Source organism: Hymenobacter frigidus, assembly GCF_014640435.1.
Taxonomy (GTDB): Bacteria; Bacteroidota; Bacteroidia; order Cytophagales; family Hymenobacteraceae; genus Hymenobacter; species Hymenobacter frigidus.
The window spans coordinates 146,289-163,723 of the sequence record NZ_BMGY01000001.1; the positions used below are offsets into that span (position 1 = coordinate 146,289).

Here is a 17,435-nt window from a genome sequence, read left to right on the forward strand (position 1 = left end):
GCCGTTAGCACGGCAGCCTCCTTTTTCGTGGGCGGCGGGACGCCTGGAGTTAGCTGACCGGGAGTTCCGGCGGCGTCTTTTGGCCGTTCTGCTTCTGGGCGATGTAGTCCTGCCGGCCGTTATTGAACAGGTTGTGGAAGTACACGACGGCAATAGCGAAAACCACCGAAAACAGGCTCATCATCGCGTTATAATACACCGGTGCCAGCAACGAAAACCGGATGAAGACCGTGACCAATACAAAGGCCGAATACCGGAAAATATCCGGGTAGTGCAGCGTGTAGCGAAACGCGACGAGCAGCAGCAGCACATCGGCAAAAATCAGGAGCTGGAAAAACCGGTCGACCGAATGCACCCACTGGCCAATGAGCAAGACCTCGTACCCATCGTAAACGGCCGTGACCACCAGGGCTACCAGCACGAGCAGCGCCACAAACTGCTTGAGCCGCACGAAGGCCTCGCGGTCGGCTTCGGGGGTGACGGCCCGGTGCCGCTGCACGCCGTAGTACACCGAAAGCAACAGGAACACGAGCAGCGCCCCCACGCCATCAGAAACCATTTTCAGCACCGATTCCAGCTGACCTTGCATGGGCAGCTGAAAGTTGTAGTGGGAAAACTCTTTAAACGAAGACCGCAGCAGCACTAGGCTCAGAATTTCAATCTGCTTGCCGATGGCATTCGCGATGGACGCGGGAATGACGAACACCAGACTCGTCATCTCGAAAAACAGGAGCAGCGTGAACGTCACTTCCACCGCGCTCAGCAGCTTTATGTGCCCCAACAGGCCCGGCAAAGCCACCAGGCCCGAGGCGTTGACCAAGGCCAGGACCACCGTGCTGCCGAAGGTGGCCACCAGCGCCACGCTCAGGAAATAGGCCGTTCGCTTACTCTCCCAGAAATCGTATAAACGCGGGTAGATAAACTGCACGGCAGCGACCAGGAACTTCATAAGAGAGAGCGAAAAAGCGGGTTGCTGCAATCAAGGCATTTACCTATATTCAGTACTTGCAGACCCTTTAGTTGGTGGAATTGTTCAGCGCCTAACACCTGCTGTACTTCCTTCTTATTGTCGACTGTCAACACGCCTCGTTCCGCGAGCCGGGCAGCTATCGGCTGACGCCGTTGTAAACCCTGGGTTTCAGACCGCCACGATAGGCGGCAAAACGCGCAGTTTCTCGTCGATGGCCAATTCCAGCAGCTTGTAGTACACGGCCGTGGCGTGCAGCTGCCGGTCGCTGTTGAGAAAGTATTCGGGTATCAACCCCACAAACTGGTATCCCATTTCCTGGTACAGCTGCTCCGCGATGTCGCCGTGGCGGGTGTCGAGCACCAACGTGGTGCGGGCCAGCTGCCGAGCCTGGTCCTCCAGCGCCAGTAGCAGCTGCCGGGCCACGCCCTGACGGCGCGCCCGGCGGTGCACCAGCAGCTTCGATACTTCGGCCCGGTGCAGGGAATTGGGCCGGGTGGCCAGGTCAAGCTGCACGGTGCCGAGCAGCCCGGCCTGGCCGGAGTGGCGGGCCACGAGCAGCACGCGGGAGCCGGCTGCCACGGCCGCAACGACGCTTTGCCAGTAGTGCAAGGCCTCGGCGGCGGGCAGCGGCGGCAGAAAACCCACCGATGCGCCCGAGTCAACGGCATCGTGGAGCAGCGCGTGGAGCTGCGGCAGCAGGGCCTGGGCTTCGGCCGGGCTGAGGGAGGTAATGAGGAGTGCCATAGAACACGCAAGAAAACTATTTCACCCCAACCCGGCTTGGCGGATGGGCTTGCCGGTGCTTCCGGCTGCGCTTTTTTGCGTAAACTTCGGCCCCTGTTCTTCTCGCTATTTTCCAATTAACACCTATGCGCGCTTTCATCACCGGAGCCAACCGGGGCCTGGGCCTCGAACTTACCCGCCAATACCTGGAGCGGGGCGACCAGGTATTCGCCGCCAGCCGGCACCCCGCCGAGGCCACCGAGCTGCAACAGCTGCACCAGCAGTACGCCGACCGCCTCGTGCTCCTGCCCCTCGACGTGACCAATGACGCTTCCATTGCCGCCGCCGTGCAGGCCGTGAGCGCCGTCACCGATGCCCTCGACGTGCTCATCAACAACGCCGGCGTGTACCCGCACGCGGGTTCCAGCGATGCTCACCAGCGCCTCGGCCAGCTCACCCACAACGATGCCATTGAGGCCATGCAGGTGAATGCCGTTGGCCCGCTGCTGGTGTCGCAGGCGCTGCTGCCGCTGCTGCGCGCCGGGCACAAGGGCCGGATATTGAGCATTTCCTCGGGCCAGGGCTCGCTGACGTGGAAAGCCACCGGCGACCCCTACCACTACAGCGCCAGCAAGGCCGCGCTGAACATGTACATGCGCAGCCTGGCCGCCGAAATCGGCAATCAAGGCCTGATTTCGGTGCTGGTTGACCCCGGCTGGATGCGCACCGGCATGGGCGGCGACGCTGCCACCCAGGACCCCGCCGACTCGGCCAGGGGCATCATCCGGCTGGCCGAGCAGCTGCACGCCGAAGAAAACGGCAGCTTCGTGACCTGGCAGGGCCAACCCGTGCCGTGGTAATCAGGAGCTTGTTTGCCCATTCCTGCGGCGGCTAAGGCCGCCGCAAACCTAGTCTGCATAATGGGCCCGTCCAACTGAGCAATCAGCGGACGGGCCCTTTTTTTCTGGCATTTCTACCGAACGGCTACGCCAAGCCCCGGAGCAACGCAACGCATATACACGGAGCTGTCGGATGCTCAACCTAGGGAGGTTCTCAGCCAACACAACACGCGCTATTAGCCAGCAGATGCACTTTCTGGCAAGAAATAGGTCCTTAATAGAGAGCGGTTCATCACTTGCGGGTGGTTACAAACTATTCGTGATCGACGAGCAGCTAATCTTGCTACTCGCTTAGATAAGCGGGCGTTTTAAGTACCTGCACAAAATCAAACGAGCTATTAGAGCGTCATGCTCGTCTGGCGTCCGCTTTCATCGAAGCATCACGCTCTGATTGACAATTAATTCAGAACAAGCAATTATTATTATACCTAAGATTTACGCAAACAGGAAAATCTTCAGCCCCGGAGGAACGACCCATCGATAGTAATCAGCTGCAAAGTAGTATAAGCCCCAACTGGACGACCTAAACGATTGCCATGCGAATGAGTCGCCTCTCTGGGAATTCAGTTCTCGAGGTCAGTCGGTTACTGTCGATGGGCCGCCCCCCCCCGGGGCTAAAAGAATAGTATTTTGCGTACGTCCTCAATAGTTTCATTCAGCGGTTTACTACATCAAAATGAAATTCAGAGAATGGGCCCTTTTTAATAAATAGGCACTGTTATTAAAATTACGCCACTATATTCGCCAAGTCAGCTAATTCACTCACACAACATTTTAATCAAATGAGAAAAATCTTACTGTTATTCTTTTGCGCGGTCTTCGCCTTGGTGGCGCACGACCTGCGGGCGCAGGACCGGACGGTGTCCGGCGCGGTGTCGGGCTCCGACGGGGTGTCGATACCGGGCGTGACCGTGATTGTGAAGGGCGGTACCCAGGGCACTTCGACCGATGCCTCGGGCAAATACTCGCTGTCGGTGCCGAGCGCGAAAACCACGTTGGTGTACTCCTTCGTGGGCTACGACAACAGGGAAGTGTTCGTGGGCGAGCAATCGACCATCAACGTGACGCTGAAGGTAAACACCACGGGCCTCGACGAGGTGGTGGTGGTGGGCTACGGCACGCAGCTGCGCCGCGAACTCACAGGCAACGTGGCCACCATTTCGGGCAAGGAGATTGCCACGGCCCCGGTACAAAGCTTCGACCAGGCCTTGCAGGGCCGGGCCCCGGGCGTGAACATCACCACGCCCAACGGCGTGCTGAACAACCCGCCCGTTATCCGTATTCGCGGGGTGAATTCCATCACTCTCAGCTCGTCGCCGCTCTTCGTCATCGACGGGGTACCGGCATTCAGCGGCAACTCCTCCGCCGTGGGCAGCGTGCCCAACAACCCGCTGAGTAATCTCAACCCGGCCGACATCGAGAGCATGGAAGTGCTGAAAGATGCCTCGGCCACGGCCATCTACGGGTCGCGGGCGGCCGGTGGGGTCATCTTGGTGACCACCAAAAAAGGCCGGCGGGGCCAGAGCAAATTCAGCTACGACACCTGGGCCGGCTGGTCGCGGCCGGTGCGGCTGTACGAGGTACTGGGCGCGCAGGACTACGTAACCATCAAGAACGAGGCCGTGCGCAACCTGAACGCCAACCGCGTGGCGGTGGGCGCCCTACCCACCAACGTGGAAGGCTTCAAGCTGGCCGATGCGGCCGGCAACGCCGCCGACACCCGCTGGTACGACTACATCTACCGCACAGGCTTCTCGCAGTCGCACAACCTGAACTTCTCGGGCGGCACCGACAAAACCACTTATTACACGTCGGTGGGCTACACCAACCAGAAGGGCATGCTGGTGCGCAACGATTTCAGCCGCGTATCGGCCCGCCTGAACCTGGACCACAAGGTATTTGACCGCTTCACGGTGGGCATGAACGTGGGCTACTCCAACACGAAGAACTCCTCGCCCAACTCGGGCTCGGTGGGCGACGGGGCCTTTGGCACGGGCGGCCTGGGCCGCCTGCCGCTGGCGCTGCCGCCCAACCTGGCACCCTTCAAGCCCGACGGCTCCTACAACACCAGCGGCGCCGGCATCGGGCCGGGGCCCAACATCAACCCCACCACCGGCGCGCCCCTAGTACCGAACTTCTACAACCCGTTGGTGGACCTCGAACTAAACTCCTTCACCTCCGACGGCAACGAGATTCAGGGCAGTGTGTTCGCCAACCTGGAAGTGGTGAAGGGCCTGAACCTGCGCACCAGCTACGGCATCAACAACATCCTGTTCGAGGATAAGTCGTTCAATACCTCCATCGCCGGCGACGGTTTCTCGACCGGCGGCTCAGCCAGCAACTTCTACCGTACCAACCGGCGCTGGAACTGGCAGAACACGGCCCAGTACGACCACACGTTTGGCGAGAAGCACAACTTCTCGGTGCTGCTGGGCAACGAGCAGCAGGCCACCAACATCGTGCGCTCGGGCGCGACCCGCACCGCCGTGGCCGACCCTTTCTTCACCACCTTCGAGGGCAACTTCACCAACATCGCGGTGGCAGGCAACTTTCAGGGCATCAACTACCTGGTGTCCTTCTTCGGGCGGATGAACTACAACTTCAGCCGCAAGTACCTGGCTACGGTCAACGTGCGCCGCGACGGCTATTCGGCCTGGGGCAATCAGAAATTCGGCAACTTCTACGGGGCCTCGCTCGGCTACGTGGTGTCGGAGGAAGATTTCTGGAAGAACTCCTCGTTTGCCCAGGCGTTCTCGTTTCTGAAGCTCACGGGCAGCTTCGGCAACGTGGGCAACAACCAAGGTGTCGCTGACTTTGCGTCGCTGCAAACCTACAATTCGGGCCTGTACGGAGCCAACGCCACGCTGCTCTACGCCAACGCGGGTAACCGGAACCTGAGCTGGGAAGTGAGCAAGAAAACCGACCTGGGCCTTTCGTTTGGCTTCCTGCAGGACCGCCTGCGCGGGGATTTTGCCTACTACCGCAACCTCGTGGACGGCCTGATTCTGGACGTGCCTCAGGCCCCGTCGAAAGGTATTCCGGACAATGTCATCCCCAGCAACATAGGCTCGATGCAGAACACCGGCATCGAGCTTAACCTGACGTTCAACGCCCTGCAAAACAAGGCCTTTACCTGGACCGTGAGTGGCAACGTGACCACGCTGAAGAACCGGGTGCTGTCCTTAGCCACCGAAGGCCAGCGCATCAGCACGGCCACTTCGGGTCTCGAAAGGGCCAATTTCACCGAGGTGGGCCGCTCCGTTGGCGACATCTTGGCGGTGCCCACGCTGGGCATCAACCCGGCCAACGGGCAGCGCCTGATTCGGAAGGCCAACGGCACCGTGGTGCAGTACAACCACTTGGGCACCACGGGCCCGGGCTCGACGGGCTGGACCACCCTGGACGGCAGGAACGCCACTGCCCCGACCCAGCTGGCCGACGGGGTGTACTTCGGGCCCACCTTGCCCACCTTCTACGGCGGGCTCGACAACACCTTCCGCTACAAGGGCTTTGACCTGGGCCTGTTTGTGCAGTTTTCGGGCGGCAACTACATCTACAACGGCACGAAGGCCGGCCTGCACGACCAGCGGTTCTGGAACAACGAAAAGGACATCATGGAGCGCTGGACTGCCGACAATACCAACGCCAAGTGGGCGCGGGTGGTGTTCGGCGACAACGTGTCGAACGGCTCGACGTTCGTAATGTCACAGAATGTGGAGAAGGGCGACTTCGCCCGCCTGCGGCAGGTGTCGCTGGGCTACTCCTTTGGCCAATCCCTGCTCAGCCGCGCGAGCGTGGCCAACGCCCGTCTCTACGTGCAAGTGCAGAACGCGGGCCTGCTAACCCGGTACTCGGGCATCGACCCGGAGATTGCCACCAACGGCGACAACAACACGGGCGCGGGCGTGGACCGCAACTCGGTGGGCCAGGCCCGGACGTACACGGTGGGCTTCAACATTGGCTTCTAAATTCTTACCAACTGATGACAACTAACCTTACTAAAAAGGCCGCGGTGGCCGTGTGCGCCGCCGGCCTGGCGCTGGGCACTTTCTCGTGCCAAAACGACCTACTGAGTCCGTCTCCCCTCACCTCGCTTTCCGACCTGGTAGTATTCGACACGCCCGAGCGCGTGGCCCTTCAGGTCAATGGTATGTACCGGGGCGTGAAGGCGGGGGGCTTCCTGGGAGGGCGGTTCCAGGTTTTCAACGACATCCGGGCCAACGACTTCATCAACCTCACCTCGAACGGCGTGACGGGGCTGGGCGTGTGGAACCACACCCTGACCGAAGCCTCGCAGAACGACGTGGTGAACACTTGGACTAACGGCTACACGGCCATCAACCGAATCAACGTGTTCCTGGCCGGCATGGACGCCAACGCCGGCAAGTTTGTCGCGCCCATCTTCCCCGCCACGTTTGCCGCCACCACGGCCGCTAACTACAAGGGCGAGGCGCGGTTGCTGCGGGCGTTGTGCTACTACTCCCTGCTCCAGTTGTACGCCCGGCCCTTCGCCGACGACAACGGCAGCAAACCAGGACTGCCGCTGCGTCTGAAAGGTGAAACCGGCGACACGGGCAACGACCTGGCCCGCAGTACGGTGGCCCAGGTGTACACCCAGATTCTGGAGGACCTGACCTACGCCGAGTTGAACCTGCCCCTGGCGTACACGGCCACCACGGCCAACACGGCCGCTGTCCTGAACGGGAGCCGCGCCCACCGCAACACGGCCATCGCCCTGAAAACCCGGGTGTACCTTAGCATGGCCCGCTACGCCGACGTGGTTACCGAAGCCAACAAAATCGTGCCCGCCGCGGCCCCCTTCACGGCCACCACCGGGGTGCCCCACGCCCTGAACACCTCGATTGCCGCCGTATTTGCCCCGCCGCAGGAAACCCCGGAAACCATCTTCTCCTTTCCCTTCACGGCCCAGGACGCGCCCGGCGTGCAGAACCAGCTGGCGTTTTATTACCTGCCCGCGCCGGCTGGCAACGGCGAGTACAGCCTGAATGGCGCGGCGGGGGCCATCCTGAATAACCCCGGCTGGGCCGCGACCGATGCCCGCCGCACCGCGTTCGTGCTCACATCTGGTACGCAGTCGTTCCTTCGGAAGTACCCAACCGGCAACCCCTACACCGACAAGGCGCCGGTGATTCGCTACGCCGAGGTGCTGCTTAACCTAGCCGAAGCCCGGGTGCGCTCGACCAGCACCGTAGACCCGCAGGCCGTGGCGCTGCTGAACGCCGTGCGCGGCCGGTCGAACGCGGCCGGCGTGTACACCGCCGCCGGTCTGGGCTCGGTGAGTGCCACCACCGATGCCCTGCTGCTGGAGCGGCGGATTGAGTTTCTGGGCGAAGGCATCCGCAACATCGACGACATGCGCCTGCTGGCCACTCTGCCCGCTAAAGGCTCCGTGCCGGCCATCGACGCGGCCAACCCGGCTTATATCTGGCCGATTCCCTCAACAGAATTACAAGCCAATAAGCTAATGACTCGCAACTAAGCAGCCTGCTGCTGAAAGCTCCACCGCAAAAGCGGCTTGCCCACTATTGGGCAAGCCGCTTTTGCATTTTCGACGGCGTTGCCCATTTGGCAGTGAGCGCAGCGCAACGTTTTTGCCAAGGCCTACCCCTGCTGGACCAAATGGGCGTAGTCGCGCAGCACGGTTTTCAGGAAAGGCTCGTCCTGCAAATCGGTTTGAATACCGGTGAGCGTCTTTACCTTGTTGGCAATCTGGTTCAGCACCTCGTAGTTGCCGCGGCTGCTGGCCTGCTGCAGCAGCTGGCGCACCAGGGCCACGTCGTGGTCGGCCAGCACGGCTACTTGCGGAAATACCACTTGGTAGCCCGCGATTGAGCTCAGCCCGGCCAGGGTGGCGTCGAAGCCCGCATTGGGGCGCACTTTTACCACGGTGGTGCCGGCGGCCAGGTCGCCGAGGCGCTGTCCGCGCTGGGTGGCCGCAATGGAAATAATGGCTACCAGACCCACCATCTGAAAATCGATGATGCACAGCAGCCAGCGCAGCAAGTAGTCGCCGATGCTGGGTGCCGTGCCATCGAGCCGCATCACCTTTATGTTGCGCGCCTTCTTGCCAATGCTCTGGCCATTAAAAAACACCTCGCACACCAAGTTGTAGAAAATCAACGGGGCGTAGGCCAGAAAGGCCACTAGAATGACCAGAGGGCCAAGCCCGGTGCCCGAAGTACGGCCACTAGAAATCATTGGCAGCACCAGCAACATCGCACACAGCATTGCCCAGGCAATGAGGATGGCGTAGTCGATAATCGTGGCCACGATGCGGTCGCCCAAGCTGGCGATTTCGTATTCGAGGGTGACGTTTTGGGCGGTATGGACGCGAATGGAAGGCATACGAAAAGCAACGAGTAGATTTCAGCCCGAAAAGTAGGACCTAGCCAACGGATTCCGGCTGCGCGGCCAGCAGGCGCAGCAGTTCGGCCTCCAGGGCGGGCACGCAGGCGGCCAACTGCTCGTAAGAATCGATGAAGAAGTACACGTCCTGCATCCGGTCCTTCACGTAGGGCGTGGCCAGAATGTCGGCCACGTCGAAGGGCCGGCGGGCGGGCTCGTCGCTCAGGCAAAACTTGGTTTCGCCGGCCGAGGACAGGATGCCCGCGCCGTAGATGCGCAGCCGGCCGTCTTCGTTGATGAGCCCGAACTCGACCGTGAACCAGTAGAGGCGCGAGAGCAGCTCCACGGCGTAGGCATTGTGCAGGTGGCGCAGGGCCAGGGTGCCCATTGCCTGCAGGAAATCAGCAAAAAACCGGTCCGTGAGCAGCGGCACGTGCGCAAATACGTCGTGGAACATATCGGGCTCCTCCAGGTAGTCGAGCTGGGCCGGGGTGCGCAACCAAGTGGTGGCCGGAAAGCGGCGGGCGGCCAGCAGCTCGAAGAACGTGCGGTCGTCCACGATGCCGGGTACGGCCACCAGGCTCCAGCCGGTGGCCTGGGCCAGCAGCGGGTTCACTTCGGCAAAGTCGGGAATTTTGGCGGCTTGAAAATCCACGCGGGGCAGGCCTTCGAGAAAGCGGCGGGAAGCCACGGTAGGCAGCACCTGCATCTGGCGCTCAAACAGGGTGCGCCACACCCACTGGTCATCGGCGGTGTAAGCGGCGTAATCTTGGCCGAGGGCAATGGCTGAAGCGGGAGCAGGAACGTGGTTCATAAAAACAACGAAATAATTGGGAGTAAAACTGAAATTGGATTAAAAGAAACTGCCTGCCTCCGGGGTCGGAAGCAGGCAGTTGCAAGAGTTGCAAGTAGGAGTGCCGGGACTAGCCGGGCTACGCCAAAGCCGCTTCGCCCCGGGAGGGTGCGTAGGTGCAATAACAATAATAGCGGCGGACCAGTGGGGCTAACATGTGACAAAGATAGGCGCAGAATCAGAAAACACCGGCCCGGCCGGACCGGGGGCGCGGTGCGTGGGCGGCGGCTACTTATCTTTAAGGCCTATAAGTCCGAGTCATGCGAGAAGCCGTTTTTTTGCGCCAGAACCAGGAGCGCTGGCAGCAGTACGAACAGCGCCCGCCCGCCGGACCCGATGAGCTGGCCGCCCGCTTCGTAGCCCTGACCGACGACCTGGCCTACGCCCAGACGTTCTACCCAACCTCCCCCACCACGGCCTACCTCAACGGCCTCACCAGCAAGGTGCATCAGCGCCTGTATGCCAACAAGCGCCAGGACCGCGGCCGCTTTGCCCGGTTCTGGGCCCTGGAGCTGCCGCTGGTGGTGGCCCGGCACCATGGCACGCTGGCCTTCACGGCGCTGCTATTTGTGCTGTTCACGGGGCTGGGGGCGCTGTCGGCGGCTTACGACGACTCCTTTGTGCGGGTGGTGATGGGCGACAGCTACGTGAACCAGACCATTGAGAACATTCGGCGCGGCGACCCCATGGCGGTTTACAAGCAGGAGGGCGAAACGCTGATGTTCCTGGGCATCACGGCCAACAACATTTACGTGGCCCTGAGCATTTTCGTGCAGGGCGTGACGCTCGGCATCGGCACACTCGTACAGATGTTCCGCACGGGGCTGATGCTGGGCTCGTTTCAGTACTTCTTTTACCATTACCACGTGCTGCGGGCCTCGGTACTCACCATCTGGATTCACGGCACGCTGGAGATTTCGGCCATTATCGTGGCCGGCGCGGCGGGCTTCGTGATGGCGCGGGGCCTACTGTTTCCGGGCACCTACGGCCGGGGCGAGGCCTTTCGCAAGTCGGCGCGCGACGGCCTGAAAATGGCTGTTGGGCTAGTGCCCATCTTCATCGTGGCCGGCTTTCTGGAAGGGTTTGTGACGCGCCACACCGAGATGCCAGAGGCAGCCAGCTTGCTTATTATCGGCAGCTCGGCGGCATTTATCGGTTGGTATTTCATTTTATATCCTATTCGGGTGACACGGCAGCAGCTCGCGGCTCCTTCCCTTTGAGTTCTCCCTTCCCCTTATGCGTCTATCATTTACCCAAGCATCCGACTTTCACCGTGAGCGGGATTTCGGGCAGAAAATCTCGGCTACCATCGAGTTCATCGCGGCTCATTGGCGGCCTCTGGGGCGGGTACTGGCCTATCTGGTGTTGCCCGTCGCCTTGGTCCGGAGTCTTTTACTAGCCTTTGTACAGCGGCAAATGCCTATCGTGGCACCTGGTCGGGTGCCCGGCCAGCCCCTGGACGGTAGCGGAGTTCTCGCCATGCAGGCAAACCTTTGGCAAGCCATCTTTACCTCTCCGGCCTACTGGCTGGGTTCGTTAATCGGCTCCATTTCGTTTACCTTGCTGCTGCTCAGCGTGTATGGCTACGTAGTGCTGCTGGCCCAGCGCCGCACGCCCGGGCCCCCGCCCACGGTGGCAGAAGTGTGGGCCGTGGTGAAGCGCAGCTTTTTGGGTACCCTCTTTTCGCTTTGGGGCGTGGGGCTGCTTGTTGGCACTGGTTTTTTGTTCTTGTTCATCCCCGGTCTTTACCTGGGCATTGCCCTTAGCCTGTTTTTCATCGTGAAGCTGAGCGAGGGCACTGGTTTTGGGGCCACGCTCAGCCGCTGCCTGCTCCTGACGCGCGGCAAGTGGTGGTCCACCTTTGGCCTCATCTTCGTTGCCGTTCTGATACTTTACGTGGTAATTATTGGTGTCGGAGCAGTTGCGGTGATGGTTTCGGGCGGGTTCTCGGCCACGCTCCACGCCCTGAAGGACAAGTCGCCGCTGGTGAACGTAGTTTTAACCAGCCTCGGCAGCTTTTCTACTTTGCTGCTGTACCCGCCTTTGCTGTTGGCGCTGGCCTTTCAATACTTCAATTTAGTGGAACGCCGCGAAGGCGCAGGCCTACGCCTGATGATAGAGTCCTTGGGCCAAACGGCCGCGCCGCAGGTGGGCAGCACAAATTATCGGCCCGACGACGACGGCGAGTACTAATTTTCGGTTCCTATTTTATTACGAGTGGTGTTGTTCGACCTGCGAAAATTTCTGGTTCAGCTTCTGCTAACGCCCGTGGGCCGGCCGACGCGAGTGGCCGGGCGGCTACTGCTGGGCCTGCTGCTGGCGGCCGGCGCACCGGTTCTGGCCGCCCCCACGCCGGTTACCCTCGCAGCAGCTCAGCGGCAGCGCCCGCAGGCCCTGCCGCCCGACCGCAGCACCACCCTGCCCCCGCGCCGCGCCAACGCTGCCCGCCTGCGCGAGCTGGCTGCCCAGCGCGAATTTCGCTACGTGGAGCCCGCTGCCAGCACCGATGCCTGGGATGCCTTCTGGGCGCGGGTGTGGCACTGGCTGGGCGGGCTGATGAGCACGCCCGCCAGCCGCGTGGCCTGGAAATACGGGATTTATGCGGCGGTGCTGGGCGTGCTGGTTTACGCCGTGCTCAAGCTGTTGCAGGTGGATATTACGGGCGTGTTCGGGCGCTCGGGGCGGCGCAGCCCGCTGGCGTACAACACGGCAGCCGAGAACATCCACGAAGTAGATTTCCCGACCCGCATTGCCGAAGCCGAGGCAGCGGGCAACTTCCGGCTGGCCACGCGCCTGGGCTACCTGGAGGTGCTCAAGCGCCTCACCGACCGGGGCCTCATCAACTGGCAGCCCGACAAGACCAACCACGCCTACCTGGCCGAGCTGGCCCCCGGCGTGCTGGCCGATTCTTTCCGCAGTGCCACCCGCGAGTTTGAGTACGTGTGGTACGGCGAGCTGCGGCTGAACGCGGCCCTCTACCAGCAGGCCCGGACCAACCAGCGGGCGGTGGTCGCAACCTTGGCCGGCAGCCGGCCGGCTCCTCTCGCCCCTGTGGCTTCTCCTAACACGCTGCCCGCCTGATGCCCCAGCTCACCACTTTTCGCCTGTATTTGCTGGGCATCGCGCTGCTGTTCGGCGGCTACGTGGCGCTGGAATACAACCGGCCCAAGCCCCTGAACTGGAGCCCCACCTACGCCAACAAGGACAAGATTCCCTACGGCACCTACGTGCTCTACGACCAGCTCCCGCGCCTGCTCGGCACCGACTCCGTTGAGGTGGTGCGGCTGCCCGTCTATAACCAGCTCACCGGCCTGGGACCGACCGAAATCCCCGAAAACCGGGCCAAGCCCACTGTGGAGGAAGTGACCGTCCCAACTGCTGACTCGACGGCTGACGTGGCCGCGACTGACTCAGCTTCCGTAGCCTCGACCGCTACTGTGGCCACCGAGAGCCGCGACGAAGCTGAACAAGTAGCCTCTGAAGAAGAGGCCGACGACTACGACGACGAAAATCCGGCAGCCATTCCCCTGCTCAGGCAGCAGGCCAACTACTTATTCATCAACAATGATTTTGAGCTGAGCCGGCCCGATGCCCTGGCCCTGCTGCGGTTTGCGGCGCGGGGCAACGACGTTTTCGTGGCGGCCCAAAACTTTAGCAGCGGGCGCGGCCTGCTGCGCGACAGCCTGGGCTTCAGCGTGAAGGATGTGGAAATCAAAACCCACCAGGGCCCCGGAGGCTTGCCGCAGCTCGATTCGGTGGACCTGCGTTTTACCAACCCGGCGCTGGCAGCGGTGCGCACCCGCCTGCCCGGCATCGGGGCCCGGCAGCGCCTGCTGGTCGATTCGGGCCGGGTGGGCCGCACGCTGGCCACCGATGCACAGGGCCGCGCCACGTTTGTGCGCCTCGACTACGGCCGCGGGCATTTCTACGTGTGCACCACGCCCGTGGCCTTCACTAACTACTACCTGCTGCGGCCCCGCACGGCGGGCTTTGCGGCGGCGGCCCTGGCGTATTTGCCCGCTCGCCGCACGTATTGGGACGAATACCAGAAGCAGGGGCCCGTGGGCGAACAGTCGCTGCTGCGCGTGGTGCTAGCGCACGAGCCGTTGCGGCTGGCCTACTACCTCATTCTGATTGGCGGGTTACTTTTTGTGTTTATTGAGGCGCGTCGGCGCCAGCGCATCATTCCCACCATCAAGTCTTTGCCCAACACCACGCTGCTGTTTACGCGCACCGTGGCCAGCCTCTACCGCCAGGGCAGCAGCCACGCGCTCATCGCCGAGAAAAAAGTGGGCCTGTTCATGGATTACCTGCGCACCCGCTTTCATGAAACCAGCCCGGACTTTGGCGATGCCGATTTCCGCGAGCGGCTTAGCCAGAAAGCCGGCGTACCCCGGCCCCGGGTAGACGAGCTATTGCGCATTGTGAACTTCGCCCGGACCGCACCGCGCATGACCGACCAGCAGCTGCTGCAGTTGAGCCGGGCCCTGAGTGATTTTAAACGGGAATCACGTTAACTGCCAGAAACATGCTGACGACCGCGCAATTAGCTATTCTGATTAAGTACCAGTGGGATTTCCGCCTGTTTAAAAAGCGGGCTTCGGCTGATGAGCAGGCGTTGCTGCAGCACCTGAACTGGCATGACCTGGCCGAACTACTAGCCGACCTGAAGCGCTACCACCAAAACCTGGTTTCGGTCGAATACGCCAAAAAAATCCACGCCGACCTACTCGCGGTATGCGCCGACGAACAAACCGCCCAAACTCTACTTGGCTACGCCAGCACTTTGTAAATGGAAAACGAAAACACGTTTCAACCAGCCGAAAATCAAGTAGCCGCCCCCGCTGCGGCCGTCGAGCCCGGCTTCGCCCCGCGCACCGACTTTGCCCGCCTCACGGCCCAAACGGCGGAGATTCGGGCCGAAATCGGCAAAATCATTGTCGGCCAGGCCGATTTGCTGGAGCTGCTGCTCACCGCCGTGCTGGCCGATGGCCACGTGCTGCTGGAAGGCGTGCCCGGCGTGGCCAAAACCCTCATGGCCAAGCTACTGGCCCGCACGCTGGAAGTGCCGTTCAGCCGCATTCAGTTCACGCCCGATATGATGCCGAGCGACGTGCTGGGCACCTCGGTATTCCGACAGAACACTGGCGAGTTTGAGTTTCGGCGCGGCCCTATTTTCGCCAGCGTGGTGCTGATTGACGAAATAAACCGCGCCCCCGCTAAGACGCAATCAGCGCTTTTTGAGGTGATGGAGGAGCGCACCGTGACCCAGGACGGCACCACCTACGCCATGACCGAGCCTTTTCTGGTGCTGGCCACCCAAAACCCCATCGAGCAGGAAGGCACCTACCGCCTGCCCGAAGCCCAGCTCGACCGTTTCCTGTTTAAGCTGCACGTGGGCTACCCCACCTTGGCCGAGGAAGTACAGATTCTGACCGGCCACCACGGCGGCCAGGGCAGCACCAACCTGGAGGCCGTGCAGCCCATCCTGAGCGCCGCCGACCTCGCCCAGCTGCGCCAGCAAGTGCGCCAGCAGCGCGTGGAGGCCAATATTCTGGAATACATCGCCAAGCTGGTGGGCCAGACGCGGGCGCACAAAGCCCTGTACCTGGGCGCGTCGCCCCGCGCCTCGCTGGCCCTGCTCAATGGTGCCAAAGCCCTGGCCGCCCTGCGCGGCCGCGACTTCGTGACGCCCGAGGACGTGCAGTTTCTGGCCCCCAGCGTGCTGCGCCACCGCATCATGCTCACGCCGGAGCGCGAGATGGAAGGCGGCACGCCCGATGAGGTGGTGAAGCAAATCATCCAGAGCGTGGAAGTGCCGCGGTGAAGGTCAATTAAAAATGAAGAATTAAAAATTAAAAGTGAGCCGTCGACATGAAAGATGAAAACCCGGTATTGGTGAAGAGCTATGCGTTTTCTAAGCGCGTGGTGCTGCTCTACAAACTGTTGCTACAGAACAAACAGCCTCGTTCGGTGGCCGACCAAATATTGCGTTGCGGCACTTCCATCGGGGCAAATATTGAGGAAGCTGTGGGTGGGTTTTCGCGGCGTGACTTTGCCGACAAGTGCAGCATTGCTTACAAAGAGGCCCGCGGGGCCCATTATTGGTTGCGCCTGTTGCGCGACACGGAATGTCTCGACCCCGTTCTGGCCGCATCAATGATTGACGATGCTGAAGAACTAAAACGCATTCTGGCAGCCATCATAATCTCGACCAGGACCCCGACAGAATAATTATCAAGGAATTTTTTAATTTTTAATTCTTCATTTTTAATTGACCTTCTTTCTTACAGTTCGCTTCTTCCGCGCCCTGGTTGTAATTATCACGGGCTTTGTAACGGCCTTCTTCCTGCCGTGGCTGCTGGGGCCGATGAAAATCGGGCTGGGCTTATTCGTGGCCCTGACTTTACTCGATGCGCTGCTGCTCTACGCCCCAGCGAAGGGCCAGGCTGCGCCCGTTTTTGGGCGGCGCGTGCTGGGCGATAAGCTGGCCAACGGCTCGGACAACGACGTGCAGATTTACCTCGAAAACCGCTACCGTTTTCCCATTCAAACCGAGACGATTGACGAGATTCCGCACCAGTTTCAGCGGCGCGATGTGCTGTTTAAAACCAGTGTGCAGCCCGGTGAAACCCAGATTATCGACTACCAGCTGCGGCCCACCAAGCGCGGCGAATACGAGTTCGGGGCCCTGAATATCTACGCGGCCTCGCCGCTGGGGCTGGTGCGGCGGCGGTTCCGCTACGAGCAGGGCAAGGTGGTACCGGTGTACCCGTCGTTTCTGCAAATGCGGCAGTACGAGCTGCTGGCCATCCACAACCGCCTCACCGAAGTGGGCGTGAAGCGCATCCGGCGCGTGGGCCACAGCCTGGAATTCGAGCAAATCCGACCTTACGTGGCCGGCGACGACCCGCGCAACATCAACTGGCAGGCTACGGCCCGCCGCGCCAGCACCGGAGCCGGCGACGCCTTGGTGGTGAACCACTTCCAGGATGAGCGCGCCCAGCAGGTGTACTGCCTTATCGACAAAGGCCGGGTGATGCGCATGCCCTTCGACGGGCTGAGCTTGCTCGACTACGCCATCAATGCCACGCTGGTGGTCAGCAACATTGCCCTGCTCAAGCACGACAAGGCCGGCCTGCTCACCTTTTCCAACAAGCCCGGCGCCACGCTGGCCGCCGACCGCCGGCCGGGCCACATGCTGAAGCTGCTGGAAATCCTCTACCGCCAGAAAACCCACTACCTCGAAACCGATTTTGAGCTGCTTTACGCCACCGTGCGGGCCCGCATCAAGCAGCGCAGCTTGCTGATTCTGTTCACCAATTTCGAAACGCTGCACGGCATGCAGCGGCAGCTGCCCTACCTGCGCCGCCTGGCCAAGGACCATTTACTGCTGGTGGTTTTCTTCGAAAACACCGAATTGCGGGAGTTCCTGGACGCGCCGGCCGCGAGTCCGGAGGAAGTCTACAACCAGACCATCGCCGAGAAATTCGCCCAGGAAAAACGCCAGATTGTGCTCGAATTGCAGCGGTACGGCATTTATTCGCTGCTGACTGCGCCGAAGGATTTGACGGCGAATACCATTAATAAGTACCTGGAATTTAAAGCCCGAGGGTTGATTTAA

15 protein-coding genes are annotated in these 17,435 nt (G+C 61.3%); 11 read left to right on the top strand and 4 right to left on the bottom strand.

What is annotated here, in order from left to right; genetic code table 11:
• Positions 1 to 49 precede the first annotated feature (49 nt).
• Entirely contained in the window at positions 50 to 949 is a 900-nt protein-coding gene (locus IEW17_RS00605; protein ID WP_188560063.1) for a hypothetical protein, read from the bottom strand.
• A gap of 189 nt (positions 950 to 1,138) precedes the next feature.
• On the bottom strand, positions 1,139 to 1,714 hold the full coding sequence (locus IEW17_RS00610) for a GNAT family N-acetyltransferase (protein WP_188560064.1): 576 nt from the start codon (positions 1,712 to 1,714) through the stop codon (positions 1,139 to 1,141).
• 125 nt (positions 1,715 to 1,839) lie between these two features.
• On the opposite strand from IEW17_RS00610, the gene IEW17_RS00615 reads away from it, so the two are divergent.
• The 3 genes from IEW17_RS00615 to IEW17_RS00625 all read left to right on the top strand — a co-directional run bounded on the left by IEW17_RS00615 (position 1,840) and on the right by IEW17_RS00625 (position 8,092).
• Positions 1,840 to 2,553: an SDR family oxidoreductase gene (locus tag IEW17_RS00615; RefSeq protein ID WP_188560065.1), complete on the top strand. Its 714-nt coding sequence runs from the start codon at positions 1,840 to 1,842 to the stop codon at positions 2,551 to 2,553.
• A gap of 821 nt (positions 2,554 to 3,374) precedes the next feature.
• The gene (locus IEW17_RS00620; RefSeq protein ID WP_188560066.1) at positions 3,375 to 6,560 is read left to right on the top strand and encodes a SusC/RagA family TonB-linked outer membrane protein; all 3,186 of its coding nucleotides are present in this window, start codon (positions 3,375 to 3,377) and stop codon (positions 6,558 to 6,560) included.
• 14 nt (positions 6,561 to 6,574) lie between these two features.
• The gene (locus IEW17_RS00625) at positions 6,575 to 8,092 is read left to right on the top strand and encodes a RagB/SusD family nutrient uptake outer membrane protein (protein ID WP_188560067.1); all 1,518 of its coding nucleotides are present in this window, start codon (positions 6,575 to 6,577) and stop codon (positions 8,090 to 8,092) included.
• 122 nt (positions 8,093 to 8,214) lie between these two features.
• On the opposite strand, the gene IEW17_RS00630 is transcribed toward IEW17_RS00625, so the two are convergent.
• Together IEW17_RS00630 and phhA are read right to left on the bottom strand one after the other, a co-directional pair.
• Positions 8,215 to 8,958, bottom strand: a complete 744-nt coding sequence (locus tag IEW17_RS00630; RefSeq protein ID WP_188560068.1) for an RDD family protein — start codon at positions 8,956 to 8,958, stop codon at positions 8,215 to 8,217.
• Positions 8,959 to 8,998: 40 nt separating this feature from the next.
• Positions 8,999 to 9,772: a phenylalanine 4-monooxygenase gene (gene phhA, locus IEW17_RS00635; RefSeq protein ID WP_188560069.1), complete on the bottom strand. Its 774-nt coding sequence runs from the start codon at positions 9,770 to 9,772 to the stop codon at positions 8,999 to 9,001.
• Between the two features lie 299 nt (positions 9,773 to 10,071).
• Here phhA and IEW17_RS00640 point away from each other — a divergent pair, with 299 nt between their 5' ends.
• The 8 genes from IEW17_RS00640 to IEW17_RS00675 are packed head-to-tail and all read left to right on the top strand — an operon-like array spanning position 10,072 to position 17,435.
• The gene (locus IEW17_RS00640; RefSeq protein WP_188560070.1) at positions 10,072 to 11,031 is read left to right on the top strand and encodes a stage II sporulation protein M; all 960 of its coding nucleotides are present in this window, start codon (positions 10,072 to 10,074) and stop codon (positions 11,029 to 11,031) included.
• Between the two features lie 16 nt (positions 11,032 to 11,047).
• The gene (locus tag IEW17_RS00645) at positions 11,048 to 12,004 is read left to right on the top strand and encodes a hypothetical protein (RefSeq protein WP_188560071.1); all 957 of its coding nucleotides are present in this window, start codon (positions 11,048 to 11,050) and stop codon (positions 12,002 to 12,004) included.
• A gap of 24 nt (positions 12,005 to 12,028) precedes the next feature.
• A complete protein-coding gene (locus tag IEW17_RS00650) occupies positions 12,029 to 12,892 on the top strand; it encodes a DUF4129 domain-containing protein (protein ID WP_188560072.1) in 864 nt (287 codons plus the stop codon).
• The gene (locus IEW17_RS00655; protein ID WP_188560073.1) at positions 12,892 to 14,328 is read left to right on the top strand and encodes a DUF4350 domain-containing protein; all 1,437 of its coding nucleotides are present in this window, start codon (positions 12,892 to 12,894) and stop codon (positions 14,326 to 14,328) included. Before IEW17_RS00650 ends, IEW17_RS00655 begins: the two co-directional genes overlap by 1 nt.
• Positions 14,329 to 14,339: 11 nt before the next feature.
• Complete coding sequence (locus IEW17_RS00660) at positions 14,340 to 14,603, top strand: hypothetical protein (protein ID WP_188560074.1); 264 nt, start codon at positions 14,340 to 14,342, stop codon at positions 14,601 to 14,603.
• On the top strand, positions 14,604 to 15,638 hold the full coding sequence (locus IEW17_RS00665; protein WP_188560075.1) for an AAA family ATPase: 1,035 nt from the start codon (positions 14,604 to 14,606) through the stop codon (positions 15,636 to 15,638). It begins immediately after the preceding gene.
• Between the two features lie 47 nt (positions 15,639 to 15,685).
• Positions 15,686 to 16,045, top strand: a complete 360-nt coding sequence (locus IEW17_RS00670) for a four helix bundle protein (RefSeq protein ID WP_188560076.1) — start codon at positions 15,686 to 15,688, stop codon at positions 16,043 to 16,045.
• Positions 16,046 to 16,085: 40 nt separating this feature from the next.
• The gene (locus IEW17_RS00675; protein WP_229748699.1) at positions 16,086 to 17,435 is read left to right on the top strand and encodes a DUF58 domain-containing protein; all 1,350 of its coding nucleotides are present in this window, start codon (positions 16,086 to 16,088) and stop codon (positions 17,433 to 17,435) included.

Coding starts and splice junctions, on each gene's coding strand:
- IEW17_RS00605 (WP_188560063.1), bottom strand. CDS start 949: ATGAAGTTCCTGGTCGCTGCCGTGCAGTTTATCTACCCGCGTTTATAC.
- IEW17_RS00610 (WP_188560064.1), bottom strand. CDS start 1,714: ATGGCACTCCTCATTACCTCCCTCAGCCCGGCCGAAGCCCAGGCCCTG.
- IEW17_RS00615 (WP_188560065.1), top strand. CDS start 1,840: ATGCGCGCTTTCATCACCGGAGCCAACCGGGGCCTGGGCCTCGAACTT.
- IEW17_RS00620 (WP_188560066.1), top strand. CDS start 3,375: ATGAGAAAAATCTTACTGTTATTCTTTTGCGCGGTCTTCGCCTTGGTG.
- IEW17_RS00625 (WP_188560067.1), top strand. CDS start 6,575: ATGACAACTAACCTTACTAAAAAGGCCGCGGTGGCCGTGTGCGCCGCC.
- IEW17_RS00630 (WP_188560068.1), bottom strand. CDS start 8,958: ATGCCTTCCATTCGCGTCCATACCGCCCAAAACGTCACCCTCGAATAC.
- phhA (WP_188560069.1), bottom strand. CDS start 9,772: ATGAACCACGTTCCTGCTCCCGCTTCAGCCATTGCCCTCGGCCAAGAT.
- IEW17_RS00640 (WP_188560070.1), top strand. CDS start 10,072: ATGCGAGAAGCCGTTTTTTTGCGCCAGAACCAGGAGCGCTGGCAGCAG.
- IEW17_RS00645 (WP_188560071.1), top strand. CDS start 11,048: ATGCGTCTATCATTTACCCAAGCATCCGACTTTCACCGTGAGCGGGAT.
- IEW17_RS00655 (WP_188560073.1), top strand. CDS start 12,892: ATGCCCCAGCTCACCACTTTTCGCCTGTATTTGCTGGGCATCGCGCTG.
- IEW17_RS00660 (WP_188560074.1), top strand. CDS start 14,340: ATGCTGACGACCGCGCAATTAGCTATTCTGATTAAGTACCAGTGGGAT.
- IEW17_RS00665 (WP_188560075.1), top strand. CDS start 14,604: ATGGAAAACGAAAACACGTTTCAACCAGCCGAAAATCAAGTAGCCGCC.
- IEW17_RS00670 (WP_188560076.1), top strand. CDS start 15,686: ATGAAAGATGAAAACCCGGTATTGGTGAAGAGCTATGCGTTTTCTAAG.